General features: G+C 30.8%; 17 protein-coding genes and 1 other annotated feature. All 17 genes read right to left on the bottom strand.

Annotation, left to right across the window (positions count from 1 at the left end; all coding sequences use genetic code 11):
• Nucleotide 1: 1 nt before the first annotated feature.
• Nucleotides 2-3,853: a DNA-directed RNA polymerase subunit beta gene (gene rpoB, locus HYG85_RS08575; protein ID WP_212693114.1), complete on the bottom strand. Its 3,852-nt coding sequence runs from the start codon at nucleotides 3,851-3,853 to the stop codon at nucleotides 2-4.
• A gap of 531 nt (nucleotides 3,854-4,384) precedes the next feature.
• On the bottom strand, nucleotides 4,385-4,762 hold the full coding sequence (gene rplL, locus HYG85_RS08580) for a 50S ribosomal protein L7/L12 (protein WP_113672549.1): 378 nt from the start codon (nucleotides 4,760-4,762) through the stop codon (nucleotides 4,385-4,387).
• 26 nt (nucleotides 4,763-4,788) lie between these two features.
• A complete protein-coding gene (rplJ, locus tag HYG85_RS08585) occupies nucleotides 4,789-5,358 on the bottom strand; it encodes a 50S ribosomal protein L10 (RefSeq protein ID WP_113672550.1) in 570 nt (189 codons plus the stop codon).
• Nucleotides 5,359-5,441: 83 nt separating this feature from the next.
• Nucleotides 5,442-5,614, bottom strand: a sequence feature (ribosomal protein L10 leader region).
• A 58-nt stretch (nucleotides 5,615-5,672) separates the two neighbouring features.
• Nucleotides 5,673-6,374, bottom strand: a complete 702-nt coding sequence (rplA, locus tag HYG85_RS08590) for a 50S ribosomal protein L1 (protein WP_113672551.1) — start codon at nucleotides 6,372-6,374, stop codon at nucleotides 5,673-5,675.
• A 68-nt stretch (nucleotides 6,375-6,442) separates the two neighbouring features.
• Entirely contained in the window at nucleotides 6,443-6,865 is a 423-nt protein-coding gene (rplK, locus tag HYG85_RS08595; RefSeq protein ID WP_113672552.1) for a 50S ribosomal protein L11, read from the bottom strand.
• A gap of 92 nt (nucleotides 6,866-6,957) precedes the next feature.
• Nucleotides 6,958-7,476, bottom strand: a complete 519-nt coding sequence (gene nusG, locus HYG85_RS08600) for a transcription termination/antitermination protein NusG (protein WP_113672553.1) — start codon at nucleotides 7,474-7,476, stop codon at nucleotides 6,958-6,960.
• A gap of 78 nt (nucleotides 7,477-7,554) precedes the next feature.
• Nucleotides 7,555-7,749: a preprotein translocase subunit SecE gene (gene secE, locus HYG85_RS08605; protein WP_113672554.1), complete on the bottom strand. Its 195-nt coding sequence runs from the start codon at nucleotides 7,747-7,749 to the stop codon at nucleotides 7,555-7,557.
• A gap of 35 nt (nucleotides 7,750-7,784) precedes the next feature.
• Entirely contained in the window at nucleotides 7,785-7,934 is a 150-nt protein-coding gene (gene rpmG / locus HYG85_RS08610) for a 50S ribosomal protein L33 (RefSeq protein ID WP_113672555.1), read from the bottom strand.
• A 174-nt stretch (nucleotides 7,935-8,108) separates the two neighbouring features.
• A complete protein-coding gene (flgN, locus tag HYG85_RS08615) occupies nucleotides 8,109-8,591 on the bottom strand; it encodes a flagellar export chaperone FlgN (protein ID WP_212693115.1) in 483 nt (160 codons plus the stop codon).
• Nucleotides 8,592-8,638: 47 nt separating this feature from the next.
• Complete coding sequence (locus tag HYG85_RS08620; protein WP_113672557.1) at nucleotides 8,639-8,830, bottom strand: YjfB family protein; 192 nt, start codon at nucleotides 8,828-8,830, stop codon at nucleotides 8,639-8,641.
• A gap of 17 nt (nucleotides 8,831-8,847) precedes the next feature.
• Nucleotides 8,848-9,255 carry a flagellar export chaperone FliS gene (gene fliS / locus HYG85_RS08625; RefSeq protein WP_212693116.1) on the bottom strand — a complete coding sequence of 136 codons (408 nt, stop codon included), beginning with the start codon at nucleotides 9,253-9,255 and terminating at the stop codon, nucleotides 8,848-8,850.
• The gene (gene fliD / locus HYG85_RS08630; protein WP_212693117.1) at nucleotides 9,252-10,748 is read right to left on the bottom strand and encodes a flagellar filament capping protein FliD; all 1,497 of its coding nucleotides are present in this window, start codon (nucleotides 10,746-10,748) and stop codon (nucleotides 9,252-9,254) included. Before fliD ends, fliS begins: the two co-directional genes overlap by 4 nt.
• Before the next feature lie 12 nt (nucleotides 10,749-10,760).
• Nucleotides 10,761-11,138: a flagellar protein FlaG gene (locus tag HYG85_RS08635; protein ID WP_244971301.1), complete on the bottom strand. Its 378-nt coding sequence runs from the start codon at nucleotides 11,136-11,138 to the stop codon at nucleotides 10,761-10,763.
• Between the two features lie 107 nt (nucleotides 11,139-11,245).
• Nucleotides 11,246-12,547, bottom strand: a complete 1,302-nt coding sequence (gene rfbH, locus HYG85_RS08640; RefSeq protein WP_212693118.1) for a lipopolysaccharide biosynthesis protein RfbH — start codon at nucleotides 12,545-12,547, stop codon at nucleotides 11,246-11,248.
• Entirely contained in the window at nucleotides 12,540-13,637 is a 1,098-nt protein-coding gene (gene rfbG, locus HYG85_RS08645; protein ID WP_212693119.1) for a CDP-glucose 4,6-dehydratase, read from the bottom strand. The genes rfbH and rfbG overlap by 8 nt, the downstream gene beginning before the upstream one ends.
• Nucleotides 13,638-13,651: 14 nt before the next feature.
• On the bottom strand, nucleotides 13,652-15,334 hold the full coding sequence (locus tag HYG85_RS08650) for a glycosyltransferase family 2 protein (RefSeq protein ID WP_212693120.1): 1,683 nt from the start codon (nucleotides 15,332-15,334) through the stop codon (nucleotides 13,652-13,654).
• 24 nt (nucleotides 15,335-15,358) lie between these two features.
• Nucleotides 15,359-16,651, bottom strand: coding sequence for a polysaccharide pyruvyl transferase family protein (locus HYG85_RS08655; protein WP_212693121.1), 1,293 nt, complete (start codon nucleotides 16,649-16,651; stop codon nucleotides 15,359-15,361).
• Nucleotides 16,652-16,677: the final 26 nt, after the last annotated feature.

The raw sequence follows: 16,677 nt of genomic DNA on the forward strand, positions 1-16,677 counted from the left end.
CTTACTTCTCATCGTCAAATAATGTTTTTTCATCTGATATTATAAAATTATCTTCATCAAATTCATCATAACTCTCATCTTCTATATCATCAAACAGTTCATCCGTTTCTGAAGTCTCTTTTTTACTAGCTCCACCACTTACTACGTCTGAAGCCACATATTCGTCTTCTTTTCCTTCTAGGTTAATAGATAAGTCATCTACATCATCCATATTTTCCTTGATTTCTACTTCTGTAGCATCACTTCTAAGAATTTTAACATCAAGGGCTAAGGATTGTAATTCTTTTAATAATACCTTGAATGATTCTGGTATTCCTGGTTCTGGTATATTTTCACCTTTTATAATAGCTTCGTAAGTTTTTACACGTCCTACAACATCATCAGATTTTACTGTCAATATCTCTTGAAGTGTATAAGCAGCACCATATGCTTCTAGTGCCCATACCTCCATCTCACCAAATCTCTGTCCACCGAATTGTGCTTTACCACCTAAAGGCTGTTGAGTTACTAGTGAATAAGGTCCAGTTGATCTAGCATGAATCTTATCGTCAACTAAATGGTGAAGTTTTAGGTAATGCATATATCCTACAGTAACAGGATTATCAAAATATTCTCCTGTTCTACCATCTTTCAAGTAAATCTTACCGTCTCTTGAAATTGGAACACCTGACCACTCTTCACGGTGAGCTTTGTTTTCATCTAAATATTTTAGAACATCAGGTCGTAATAATTCTCCGTATTTAGAAGCAAATGTATCAAATTCTTCATTAACGTAATCATTAGCAAGCTCTAATGTATCCATGATATCATCTTCGTTCGCGCCATCAAATACAGGTGTAGCAATCTTGAATCCAAGTGCTTTTGCAGCTAATCCTAAATGGACTTCAAGTACCTGTCCTATGTTCATACGGGATGGTACCCCTAGTGGGTTAAGCACGATATCAAGTGGTCTACCATTTGGTAAAAATGGCATATCTTCAACTGGTAAGATTCTGGAGATTACACCTTTGTTACCATGACGTCCAGCCATCTTATCTCCAACTGAGATTTTTCTTTTTTGTGCTATATATGCTCTAACGGATTGATTTACTCCTGGTGGTAATTCATCTCCGTTTTCTCTAGTAAATACTTTTACATCAACTATAATACCAGTTTCTCCGTGTGGTACTCTTAGGGATGTGTCTCTAACTTCTCTGGCTTTTTCACCAAATATTGCTCTTAGAAGTCTTTCTTCTGCTGTTAATTCTGTTTCACCTTTTGGTGTTACTTTACCTACTAATATATCATTAGCACGTACTTCTGCTCCAATTCTTATGATACCTCTTTCATCAAGGTCTTTCAGAGCATCTTCACCAACACCTGGTACATCTCTAGTAATTTCTTCTGGTCCAAGCTTAGTGTCTCTTGCTTCTGCTTCGTATTCTTCTATATGAACAGATGTATAAACATCTTCTTTTACTAGATTTTCACTTAATAGGATAGCATCCTCAAAGTTATAACCTTCCCAAGTCATAAAACCGATTAGAGGGTTTTTACCTAATGCTATTTCACCATGATCAGTTGATGGTCCATCAGCAATGACTTCCCCCATTTCTACTCTTTGACCTTTATTCACTATTGGTCTTTGGTTAATACATGTTCCTTGGTTACTACGTGAAAATTTTTGTAATTTGTATATATCTCGTTGTCCGTCATCTGTTTTGATGACTACTTTTTTGGAAGCAACTCTTTCTACAACACCTGGTCGTTTAGCAATAATTACTACACCAGAGTCAATTGCTGCTTTATGCTCCATACCTGTACCTACAATTGAAGAGTCAGTCATTAGCAATGGTACAGCTTGTCGTTGCATGTTTGATCCCATTAGCGCACGGTTGGCATCATCATTTTCCAAGAATGGAATCATTGATGTTGCAACTGAGAATAACTGTTTTGGTGATACGTCCATTAAATCAATAGTGTTCGCATCCATCTCCAATATATCTTCTTTATGTCTACCTGTAACGTATTTGTGTAAGAAGTGTCCTTCTTCATCAAGTATTTCATTCGCCTGTGCTACTCTATAGTTTTCTTCTTCGTCAGCTGTTACATAGATTACTTCATCTGTAACTACTGGAACTCCAGAAGATTTGTCTATTTTTCTATAAGGTGCTTCAATAAATCCATATTCATTAATCCTTGCATAACAAGCTAAGGAGTTGATTAGTCCAATGTTAGGTCCCTCTGGTGTTTCTATAGGACACATTCTACCATAGTGGGAGTGATGGACGTCACGAACCTCAAAACCTGCACGCTCTCTTGAAAGACCACCTGGTCCAAGAGCTGATAAACGTCTTTTATGAGTCAACTCAGCTAGAGGATTATTCTGGTCCATAAACTGTGACAACTGTGAACTACCAAAGAATTCTTTAATAGCTGCTGTAACAGGTCTTATATTTATTAATGTCTGTGGTGATATTCCATCGCTATCTTGTATTGTCATTCTTTCTCTAACAACACGTTCTAGTCTAGATAAACCTATTCTAAATTGGTTTTGTAATAATTCACCTACGGCACGAATTCTTCTATTTCCTAAATGGTCAATGTCGTCTTTATTTCCTATACCATATTCTAAAGCAATGTTATAGTTAATTGAAGCTAATATATCTTCTTTAGTTATATGCTTAGGTATTAATTTGTGTATGTTTCTCTTAATAGCTTCTTTTATTTCTTCTATGTCATCGTATTCTTCTAATATTTCTTGCAATGCTTTGTAATATACTCTTTCATATATATCAAATTCTTTTGGGTCTATATCTACAAATTTAGTTATGTCTACCGCTAGGTTAGAGAGTACTTTTACTTTTCTGTCTTCAACAGTAACCCAAATATATGGTATAGCAGCATCTTGAATGTTATCTGCTATTTCTTCAGTAATTACAGTTCCAGCCTCTGCAATAACTTCACCAGTTGATCCATCAACAACTGATTCTGATAAAGGGAAACCTTTAACTCTATTTTTTAGTGCTAATTTCTTATTAAATTTATATCGTCCTACTTTAGCCAAATCATATCTTCTAGGATCAAAAAACATTGTATTAATTAATGACTCAGCGCTTTCTACTGTTGGTGGTTCTCCCGGTCTTATACGCTTATAAATCTCAATTAATCCTTCTTCGTAAGACGTTGTTCCATCTTTTTCAATACTTGCTAATATTTTAGGCTCTTCCCCGAATAAATCCACAATAGCTGCATCTGTTCCGATACCTAATGTTCTTATTAATACTGTTATTGGTACTTTTCTTGTTCTGTCAACGCGCACGTAAAAAATATCGTTAGAATCAGTTTCGTATTCTAACCATGCACCTCTATTAGGAATTACTGTTGATGAGAATAATCTTTTACCAATCTTATCAAAATTAATTCCATAGTATATTCCAGGCGAACGAACTAATTGACTTACAATAACTCTCTCAGCACCATTAATTATAAATGTACCTGTTTCTGTCATTACAGGTAAGTCACCCATGAAAATTTCATGTTCATTAATTTCATCTTTTTCCTTATTAATCAATCTGACTTTTACTTTTAACGGAGCTGCGTAAGTGGCATCTCTTTCTTTGCATTCTTCAATTGTGTACTTTAATTCTTTATTAAGTGAGAAGTCTATAAGTTCTAGTACCAAGTTCCCACTATAATCAGTAATAGGGGATATATCACGAAATACTTCCTTAAGTCCTTCTTTTAAAAACCATTGATAAGAGTTTTTTTGTACTTCTATTAAATTTGGCATGTCTAGGACTTCTTTTTTTCGGGAGTAACTCATTCTAAGGCCTCTCCCGATCTTCATAGGTCGAATTCTGTTTTTTTCCATGTACGTTTCACCCCTTGGCTAAATTTAAATTTATCTAAAAATACTATGATTTTTGGCTAAAAAATAATGTATTGCCAGTATCATCATGTATCATTAATCATCTTTTATATCATTGACATCTATTAAATTATTATTCATTTAGAATACTAAATGGTCTTATATCAGTTAAAATCAACTCTTTAGAGTTGTTTTTCGATTTCTATTATTTGTTAAGTTTTTTGTATACACGACTAATGAGCATACAACTCCACAATAATGCATTATCAAATGTTACCACACATTAGAATGTGTGTCAATAAGTTTTTGGATTTTTTTTAGATTATTATTCTTCGAATTGAAATTTGTACTTTTGGATGAATAAGTCTGTATCACTAGAAATTAATAAAAGCGACCTGAGCCGCAATTTAATTAGAATTAATGTAGAATAATAATTACACTTTTTTATTTACTTTTAGATTTCACTTCTTATTAAATAAAGTATTGATTCTTATAAATTTAGCCTCTAGCTTAGCTAGAGGCTTTATTTCATTATTATTTTAATGTTACAGATGCGCCTACTTCTTCTAACTTAGTTTTCATTTCTTCAGCTTGATCTTTAGCTACGCCTTCTTTAACATTTGTTGGAGCACCTTCAACTAATGCTTTTGCTTCTTTTAATCCTAAACCAGTAATCTCTCTTACTGCTTTGATTACTTTGATTTTTTGTGAACCTGCTGCTGTTAATTCAACATCAAAATCAGTTTTCTCTTCAGCTGCTGCTCCACCTGCTGCTCCAGGAGCTGCCATTACAACACCTGCTGCTGCTGATACACCAAATTCTTCTTCACACGCTGTTACTAATTCGTTTAATTCTAATACTGATAATTCTTTAATAGCATCAATTATTTCTGCTGTAGTTAATTTTGCCATTATTATACACCTCCGGAATTTTTATATTATTCTTCTGTTTGTTCTTGTGCTTCTTCAACTTTTTCTTCTGCTTTATTAGCTGCTAATACTGCAGCTGTTTCAGCTCCTGTTTCTTCTGCCTTGTCAGCGATAGCTTTAACTGTACGAGCAAATGTTGAAATAGGTGATTGGAAGCTACCAAGTAATTTAGCAAGTAATTCATCTCTTGCAGGTATTGAAGCTATTTTCTTAATACCTTCAACATCATAATAAGTTCCTTCTACAACACCAGCTTTAAAATCAAGATTCTTAAAGTCTTTTGCTGCATTTTTAAGTATTCTAGGTCCAGCTGTAGGATCTTCATAACTTATTGCAATAGCACTAGGACCTTCTAAATGATCTTTTAACTCTTCAAAATCTGTACCTTTGAAGGCAAAATTCATCATAGTGTTTTTGTAAACTTTATAAAGAACATTTCCTTCTCTAAGGTCTTTACGTAGTTTTGTATCCTCTTCAACTGTTAAACCACGATAATCAACAAGCACTATAGATGATGCTCCATCAAGTTTTGATTTAATTTCATCTACTACTGTTTGCTTTAATTCTACATTTGGCATCCTGTACACCTCCTTAAATTCAAAGTTACAGTTCTTAGTACGATTCTCATCGTATTATATTTAGTAAAAACATTATGTTTTGTACTTAATAAATAAAACCTCTTTGTCCATAGACAAAGAGGTTAACAATTCATATCAATCAACAATCAGAACTCAATTCTTAATTGTTAATGTTTACTTGTAATACCTCGGTAGGTGGTTACCCTTTACACTAAATAATAGTACCTACTGTCTACGGTTAAGTAATCTCCAAAGAGATTAACGTGTTATTTAATTTTCCAACGTATTATAACATCTAGCAAATAGCTTGTCAACTATTTTTCTGCAGATATTTTATCTCCGTTGATTTTAACTCCAGGTCCCATTGTAGAAGTTATGGCAACACTTCTCAAATATTGACCTTTGGCAGCCGATGGCTTAGCCTTTATAATTGCGCTCATTAAAGTGTGGAAGTTGTCCATAATCTTTTCTGTTCCAAATGATACTTTTCCGATTGGAACGTGAATAATATTTGTTTTGTCTAATCTATACTCAATTTTACCTGCTTTTATATCCTTAATAGCTTTTGCAACGTCCATTGTTACTGTTCCAGCTTTTGGATTTGGCATTAATCCTTTTGGACCAAGTATACGTCCAAGTCTACCTACAACTGCCATCATATCAGGTGTTGCTACTACAACGTCAAAGTCTAACCAACCTTCATTTTGAATCTTAGGAATTAATTCATTCCCTCCAACAAAATCTGCTCCTGCTTCTTCTGCTTCTGTAATTTTATCACCTTTAGCAAATACTAATACTCTAACTGATTTACCTGTTCCATGTGGAAGTACAACAGCTCCACGTACTTGTTGATCAGCATGACGGCTGTCTACACCTAATTTAATATGACACTCGATAGTTTCGTCAAATTTAGCACTAGCTGTTTTTACAACAATGTCAGCTGCTTCTTTTGGATCGTATAGTGTTGTTCTATCGACTAATTTAGCAGCCTCTTTATATCTTTTTCCTCTTTTCATTTCATTAACCTCCTTGTGGTAATATCGGGAGCAACCCTCCCACAGTGTGAATTTTGTAGTAACACTGTCTATTCTACAACAATTCCCATGCTTCTTGCAGTTCCAGCAATCATACTCATAGCTGATTCAATAGAACTAGCATTTAAATCTTTCATTTTTAATTCTGCAATTTTTTGAACTTCTTCTTTAGAAATTGTAGCTACTTTTGTTTTGTTAGGAACTCCTGAACCAGAGTCTATTTTACAAGCTTTTTTAAGTAATACAGCTGCTGGTGGAGTCTTAGTGATAAAACTAAAACTTCTATCTTGATATACAGTAATTACTACTGGAATAATCATTCCTGCTTGATCAGCTGTTTTAGCGTTGAATTCTTTTGTAAATTGCATTATGTTTACACCATGTTGTCCTAGTGCTGGACCTACTGGTGGTGCTGGTGTAGCTTTACCAGCTGGAATTTGTAATTTTATCATTCCTGTAACTTTCTTAGCCATTAAGGGCACCTCCTGAATTTTGTGGTATTTAACGGGATTTCCCTCCCACTAGCATGAACTAACGTAGTTCATACTATAAAACCAATAATAAATTAAATTTTTTCCATTTTCGTAAAGTCTAATTCTACTGGTGTTTCTCTACCAAATATTGAAAGATTAACTATTACGGTACGTTTATGCTCATGAATTTCCTTAACAATACCTACAGATCCTTCAAAAGGTCCTTCAGTAACTTTAACGGAATCACCAGTCTCTACCTCAATGTTAACAACCTCGATATCAATACCCATATTTTTTATCTCTTCTTCAGATAATGGTACAGGTTTTGATCCAGGTCCAACAAATCCAGTAACACCTCTAGTGTTTCTTACAACGTACCAAGTATCGTCGTTCATGACCATCTTAATGATAACGTATCCTGGAAATGTTTTTTTCTCAACTTCTTTTTTATTTCCATTCTTTTCTTCTACAACTTTGTATAGTGGTACAATTACCTCTAATATTTGGTCATGTAATTTTCTGTTATCAACTAATTTTTCAATATTAGCTTTAACTTTGTTCTCATACCCTGAATAAGTATGCACAACAAACCATTTAGCTTCTTCTGCCATAGAACCATCCTTCTTTACTTATTTCACGATTATAATAAAATTATAATCTCTACATACTTGAAGAGTATACCAATTTTTCTAATAAATATACCCTACTCCTGCTTGAAACAATAGGTCTATTACAGTAATTATAGCTCCAACCACTAATGAAACAAATAATACGGTAACTGTTTGTTTTGCTAATGTTGTTCTATCAGGCCATATGATTTTTTTAAATTCGCCTTTTAAACCTTTAAAAAAGCTTTTCTTTTTAACAACTTTGGCTTCACCCATGTTTTCACTTCCTTTGTGCAAATTATTGCAGAAAATTACTTAGTTTCTTTATGAAGAGTATGTTTTCTACAGAATCTGCAGTATTTTTTTGTTTCTTGTCTTTCTGGATGTAATCTTTTCTCTTTTGTTGTGTTGTAATTTCTTTGCTTGCATTCAGTACATTCTAAAGTTATTTTGACACGCACAACTTCCACCTCCACTTGTCTATAAGTTTAGAGAATTGCATATATTATTTTACGGCATAAAAAAAAGAGCCCTACAAATATGCGTATATAATATATCATATTGTGGGTTCTACTGTCAAGGTTTTCGAAACAATTTTATTATTATAGTAATATTTATATTCCAATGAGCTTATTTTACTTTTTTTGATCCAAAAAATAAGATTTATCTTTAAAAGAGTTATTCATGTTTTTATAGTAGTTTGTTGCTGTTTTCTTACTCTTTTTAAAAGTTTTTATCTCTCTTTTTTTGTTGTTGAAATGTTCTTCTATTATTACTTTGTTCTTTTCTTCCAATACTTGTATATCAATACCTATTTCAGATACACTAGTTATTTTATTTTTGAGTAATTTTATTTTGTCTTTATATAGGTGAACATTTCCTTCAAGTTCATTTGATACTCTATCAAATGTTGACTGAAAACCTGAGTCTAAAATGGCTATCTCGTCTATATATTTTTGTTTTTCAGCCATAAACTCATTAAATTCTTCTAGATCAAACTTATTATTATTAACGTATTCACTTTGTTTTCTAGTAACTTCATAGATGTTTTTTAGAACATCCGATTTCTTATCCAACGAATCTAATAATATATTAAGATAGGTGTTGATATCCGACATACAAATACCTCTTTTCTACTTATATAAGTAAATGTTAATCAAGTTCATTAAAGCCTAATATCTATATTAGCTCCTATATGTGGATTGACTGATGTTTCAAGTGAAGCAGATTGTATAAGCTGATCTAACGCTTGTCCCTGCTGTTTTACCATATCCATACCCATCTTACTTAATGAAATATTAACCTGGGACATAATTTTCCCTTGTGACAAAGATGTTGATAGTGCTGCTATATCCATAGTATCACTTCACTCCTTTATTCTGTAGCGTTATTTGTGTCTTTATTTTTAGGAATCTTTGCAAGCTTCATAGCTTCTTTCCAAGTATCACGAAGTTCTCTTAGGAAGCCTAAAACTTCTTCTAATACTTCTTTGTCTTTAGTTATATTAGCTTCTACTAGCCTATCATTTATGTAGTCATACATTTTTTTAAAACTTTCTGCTACTGGATATTTTTCATCTAATGTAATAACAAATTCTTCTATAATATCTTCTACTCTATTAATATAATTATGAGCTTTTTCTATTTCGTTGTTATCTAGAGATACGATAGCTTGATTGCAAAATTTTATTGCACCGTTATATAGCATTAGTGTTAGTTCTTGTGGAGAAGCTGTTAAGATTGAGTTGTTTTGGTATTTGTTATATCCAGTATTTGTTATCATTGAGACCCTCCTAACATTGATGCTAGTGATGCACTTTGGCTGTTCATCATTTGGATTGCTTTTTCCATGGCAGTGAATTGTCTGTAATATCTTTCTTCTATACTAGTTAACTTGTCCTCTAATACAGTTATTCTGTCTTTATAATCATCTATTTGATTATCCATCTGTTTATCATTAAAGAAAGTGAATGCACTACTTATCTCTGTTGATTTCATTTTTTCTTGCATTTTTGAGTATAGTTTATCCCCTATAGCATTTAATAAATCAGCTACTTTTTCTGGATCTTGTTCAATTGCTTCTTTTAATTTATTTGTTTTAGCAGCATACAATGTATCGTCTTCATCGCCATCAATATGTAAAATTCCTTTTTCAGTATATTTTCCTGTTACAATTCCTAATTCAGATAAATAACGATAGTCGAGCCCTGATGTATCCACCCCACTACTACTTCCAACAATACTTCTCATGGAATCTACTAAACTAGTTAGAATATCATCTCTTCTTAATAATGAATCTTTTATTTTTTGTTCCCACAATTTTATATCATCTTCGGACATTGCTTTCTTTTCGTCTTGAGTAAGAGGTTCATATCCTACAACTCTATCTGCACCAAGTTTTTCATTAATTTCAACAAGTATTTTATTATATTCAGTTATGAAATCTTTTACATTGTCATACATAGCTTGTGTATCTTGATTAACAGTTATGTTAACATCACCTTTTGCTTTTAAGGTTAGAGTAAGACCATTAACAGTTATTTCATTACTATCAGATACTAATTCTGTTCCATTGTAGGTAAATATAGAATTTTCTCCATCAGTACCTACTTTACCTTCTAAGCCTAAAGCTTTAATTAAATTGGCATCTCCACCTACTTGAAGCTTAACATCTTCACCTTGATTTTTACTTGACATCATTACTCGGTCAAAATTACTATCAAATGAAATATTAACGTCTTCAACAGCTTTCTTTATATTATATACTATTTGAGCCATTGTATCATCTTTACCTATAGTTATCTCTACTGGTGTTCCACCGTTTTTTTGGGTTGTAATACTAATCATTTTTTCAGTATCTGCGCCAAAATCCAATAATTCACTTATTTTAGTTGATGCTTCTACATCTATGTCATTATTATCCTTATCTTTTGTTATCTTATCTCCTGTTAGAAAAGAAGCCTTTGCAAGTTGAGTTACAGTAAGTGTATGAGTTCCCTCTGCAGCGTTTACATTAGCTTTAGCAGAAATAATGGAGTCATTAGAAGATACTGTGGTCTTTTTCATGAAAGTTCCTTTAGATCTTAAATTATAAACTTGTTTAGTATAGAAAGAATAAAGCTTTTTATTCATTTCTTTCCAAATATCTTTTCTCCACTCAAGTTTTGTCTTCTGTTTTTTTACTTTGTCAACCTTCATTCTTTCTGCTTTCATTAACTCTTTTATAATGTTATCTGTATCAAGTCCAGAAGCTAAACCAGAAAATTTTACTGCCATATTAATCACTCCTTATCTTTTCTCATCAACAAAAATCCCAGCCATTTCCCATAACTTTGCAACCATATCTAAAATTTTTTCAGATGGAATCTCTCTTATAACAGAATCATCTTCTGTATTAATTACTTTAACCATAATTTGTTTTGTTTTTTCATGTATAGAAAATTTTAATCTTCGGTCATATACTTTGAAGTGTTTATTAGCCTTTTCTATAGCTTCTATTACTTCATGTTCTTCAATTTGTTGTTTACTGTCAATATTTATTGGCACATCACGAGCAATTTCATCCTTAACTTTTTCTATTTTTACAGATGAACTGACTTCCTTTTTTAGCATATCAACTTGAGAGTTTGAATTATACATATTTGCGGTATTACATTCAATTCTCATTATTTAAAACCTCCTTATTTAATGTTCTCATCTGTATAATATATCGTAAGTTTGATGTAATAACTTAACAGTTTTATTATTTAATTGAATAGAAAAATATTTCATCCTTAAGAAAAGTACTGTTTAAAGTTCTTTATTATATATTGAATTTGCTTATCTTCAATTCCTGGCCAAACTCCAATCCAAAAAGTATTCTTCATAATCATATCTGTGTTTTTCAATTCTGTAGCAACTCTATACTCCACTTTATTTTCTGTAAATAATGGTTGTTTTAATATATTACCCGCAAATAGCAATCTTGTACCAACTTTTTTCTCCTCTAAAAATTGTATAAGAGAATTTCTAGTATATTTATTATTCTCCTTAATCGTTATAGGAAATCCAAACCAACTTGGTTCAGTGTTCTTTGTAGGTTCTGGTAGAATTAAAAATCCATTTAGGTCTCTTAACCCTTCGTATAATTTATAAAAATTATTTTTTCTCTTTTCAATAAATGCTGGTAATTTCCTTAGCTGTGATACACCTATAGCAGCTTGCATATCTGTAACCTTAAGATTATAGCCAAAATGAGAATATACATATTTGTGATCATATCCCATTGGAAGCTCTCCATGCTGTTGTGTAAATCTATGTCCACAACAATTATCCTTTCCTGGGGGACATATACAATCTCTTCCCCAATCTCTAATAGAACGAATTATATTATGCAACTGTACATCATTAGTAACTACAGCTCCTCCTTCACCCATTGTTATATGATGTGCAGGATAAAAACTATATGTAGATATGTGTCCAAAGGTTCCTGTATATTTACCATCGTATTTTGAACCTAATGCATCACAATTATCTTCAATAATCCACAAATCATGTTTCTTTGCGAACTCAATTATCTTATTTAAATCAAAAGGATTTCCTAATGTGTGTGCTACAATTATGGCTCTTGTTTTTTCAGATAATGCTTTTTCTAAATCATCAACTATAATATTATATGTTCTCAGTTCTACATCTACAAACACAGGAATTAATCCATTCTGTATAATTGGTGCTACAGTAGTTGGAAAACCAGCAGCAACAGTTATTACTTCATCACCCTTTTTTAATCTTCTCTTACCTAACTTATGTGAAGTCAGAGCTGATACAGCTAATAAATTTGCAGAGGAGCCAGAATTTACAAGAGATGTATATTTTACTCCTAAAAACTTAGATAATTCTTTTTCAAATTCATCTCCGTATCTTCCAGATGTTAACCACATATCAAGAGATGCATCAATTAAATTAGTTAAATCACGCTCATCTACAACTTTTCCTGAAGCTGGTATATACGTCTTCCCAGGAATAAACTCTGTTCTTTGTTGATCTTGTTTATAATAATCTACAACCTTTTCAAATATTTGTGCTCTATCAATCATTTTCCTCACTCCATGTTAGTCCTTGTTTCTTTGCTTCTTTTTCATAATCTTCTATTTGCCTTAAAGTATATTCATATATATTTTTATTACCATTTACATAATAATGTTCATACCATTTGATTGTATATTCAAGAGCTTTATTTACTGTATACACAGGTCTCCATTTTAAATAAGTATTGGCTTTACTTATATCAAGTTTTAAGAAATTTGCTTCATGGGGATTATCCCTTTTATCCATTTCTATAGTTCCCTTACCCCAAACGTCTATGGCAGATCTTAATATATCCTCTACAGTTAAAACATCACTATCTTTCGGTCCAAAATTCCAAGCACTACTATAAGTTTCTTTATTATCTAACATCAATGCTCCAATCCTTAAATATCCTGATAATGGTTCTAGGACGTGTTGCCAAGGTCTTGTAGCGTAAGGATTTCTTATTCTTATAGATTTATCTTCAGTAACTGCTCTAACAAAATCAGGTATTAATCTATCTTCTGCCCAATCACCGCCACCAATTACATTTCCTGCTCTAGCAGTTGATAATGCTATACCTCTTTCATTAAAAAAACTATTTCTGTATGCAGATACAATAAGTTCTACGCAACCTTTACTAGAACTATAAGGATCATATCCACCCATAGAATCATTTTCTCTATATCCATAAGGCCATTCCTTATTTTCATAGCATTTATCTGTGGTAACCACAACTACTGATTTAACACTACCTGTATTTTTAGCAGCTTCTAGTAAATTAACTGTTCCCATGATATTTGTTTCATATGTTTCAATAGGGCATTTATAAGATTGTCTTACTAAAGGTTGAGCTGCTAAATGAAAAACTATATCTGGTTTATGTTTTTGAAATTGAGTTAGTAAAAAATTGTAGTCTCTAACATCACCTATTATATTTGTAATTTTATCTTCTAAATTACATATGTTAAACATAGATGGATTTGTCGCAGGCTCTAAGGAATATCCTATTACGTTTGCGCCTAATCTTTGAAGCCATATAGAGAGCCAAGTACCTTTAAAACCTGTTGCACCTGTTATAAAAACATTTTTATTTTTATAGTTATTTTTTAAAACCATTAATAAATCGCTCCTTAAAAGCTTTTTAAAATCATCCATTGTCCTGATTCTATTACATTATTAAATTTTAATTTTATTACATCTTTTAATTCTTTCTGTTGTATTTTAATCGCTAATATTCCATCTTCAACAATGTTATTTTTTAACTTACCTAAAATTTTTAAAGGATTTTCATATGTTTCAAATTTACTTTCTATTATAATATACTTAAATTTTTCATTACTAAAAAAGCTATTTAAATCTTCAATAGAAGGTACACATTCTGCTATATCAGATACACCCCTCAAATCCTGAATATAACAATCTTCATCAGTTATATTATAAATTTTAACTTTTAAATTATGTACATTTTCTTTAATACTTTCTTTTACTTTAAGTGGATTACTTCCGATTCCGCAATTAATACCTAAAACATTTAAATCGTTATTTTCATTACAAGGTAAATATTTAAATAAATCTGGTTCCCAACAAAATCCAACTCCCCATGGATCTATTCCAAAAATTTCAAGGAACTCCCTTCTTCCATCTAAATAATAGGAATTAAATCCCTTATTACCATTATCATCTACATATTTTGATATATCATTTTTCAAAGTTATACTTCCAAAATGATAACAATATGCATCTTTTGCCAACATCATTTTATACCCATTACGCCTTAATAAAAATGATAACTTATCATCAGGAAATGACATATTTTTAAATGTGTGCAAATATCCTCCCCAACCTATACCATCCTTAGAAAAAAAAACTTTACTTCTTTTTAAATCTATAGGATTACATAGCTTTGCTCTTTGCTCCCATCTAAATTTATCTTTTCTATTATTTTGTAATGCAAAAGTATACATTTCGTCAATTGATTTATAATCTGAGTATATTTGTTGTAGATTGCTAATGTTAGGTGTACTTGGAACTACCCATGCAATACTATTATCACTTTCCATACATGCAATCATGTTTTGTATTGTATTGTTAGCTATTAATACATCATTACTTACTGATAAAACATATTTTCCTTCTACAATTCTATAAACTGCACTTAATCCAACACCATTTTTACAAATATCAAGTTGTTTTGTCGGACTAATTGATTCAAAATATTCTTTTGTACCATCTGACGATCCATGATTTACAAGAATCAATTCATAGCTTAGACCTTTAGGAATATTTTTTAACAAACTATCTATACATAATTTTGTATAATCTAATTTATTGTATCCAGTAATAATTATAGAAATATCATACTTATATGATTGCATCTCCTCAGACCTATCAATAAATTCATTTGAACACATATTAATCATTTCATTAGAATAATACTCAATCATTTTAGTTTTATTTGGATAAATAAAACTAAAAAAATAGAGTTTTAGCTTCATATCTATCAATAGAGGTATAACTTCAAATTCTATTTTTTCACTCATTCTAAGCGATTTTGATGTATATAATAATTTCAATCTATTGAAAGAACAAATAATATTTTCACACATAACATCCATCTTATATACATTTTCGCTATTTTTCAACATCAATATTTCATCATATATAGCATTTAATGAATTAAAAATATCTTTTAAAATTATTTCAAACTCAAAATAATTGTGTTCAATATATACTTTATTTAGATATTCAGACGCTTCAATTAATGTATCAACAATTTCAAGTATTTTAGAAATTATTATTTTATTTTTTATCATGGCAACTCCTTATATAATTGTTTATTATATTATTTTATATTTATTTCCAAAACACAGGCAATAATATTTTTGATTTCTTGAATTCTTAAATAACTCTCTAGCCTCAATACAAGATGAATTACCTGTAGCAATAATGCATACCTCATTATAATTATCTATTTGGTCTAATCTTTCTGATATCAAACCATGAAAATTAATATCTCTATATTTATCAAAAATTGCTACTAACTGTGCATTAGGAAAATTCTTTAAAATATAATCATAAACTAAATCAGTAATTTGTGTTACACCCCAGAATGCATATTTTATGTTTTCTTTCTTATTCCAATATTTATCTGCATGTTTTTTTATATTTTCAGTATAAAAAAGTACGTATTCTTTTTTATCTCTATTTTCATAAAAACTACTTATCATGTATAATTCATTATATTTATTATATGTTTCTTTAATACGTTTAGCTGAAGTTTCTAGAATACATTTTTTCATATCTTCATAATTTATTGAAGCAGGATTCCAATTTATTTCTTCATATTCTTGTTCAGATTTAAAATCAATCAACTTTTCTATCCATGAAAAAGTGTAACTAAATTTATCTTTAACGAAAATTACTGGTATACCCATAGCCATACATGGGGACGCACAATGAAGTCGTGAAGTTACAACTAAAGCGGCTTCCTCTTTATACTTATTTAATCTATTTTTAGTAAATTCATCTATTTTCATTCCTTCGATAGAATTATCTATATTTCCATAATATTGATGAGTTAGATATTCTACATTATTTAATAAATCTGTAGGTATGTAGTTATATAAACTTTTAGGAATATCTACTAAAAATACTTTATTCATTTTTTTAGGATCGAATTCTCTTTTAGGAAATGTTGCTGTTAAACAACCATTTAAATATGCTGGAATGTTTACTTGCCTAAACAAATTTAATGTGTATTCATCTCTACATCCAATAGGAGCATATTGTCTCAAATAGTTTAACTCTTCTTGTGAAAAATTAAGACTAATACAGCTTATACCAATAAACACAGGTATAATTTTTGGCGAAAATCTTAACTGTCTTTTTCCGTAATCAGAATTAAATAATATAAAATTCAAAGGTAAAATTACATATTCCCCATCATAACTTTCCAAATCATAATATTCAATTCTTATGATCTCTTCTTCATTTATTCCCATATGTCTATATAAATTATCTACAGCTAATATTTGCATATAATCTCCAATGTTAATAACTCTTTCAGATTTAATACCCTTTTTAAAAGTATAAACATTTCCTCTGAAATGGTCTAGATTAGCATATCTCATATTGAATCTCCTTTAAATATATATTA

Origin of the sequence: Vallitalea guaymasensis (assembly GCF_018141425.1) — a bacterium.
GTDB lineage: Bacteria > Bacillota > Clostridia > Lachnospirales > Vallitaleaceae > Vallitalea > Vallitalea guaymasensis.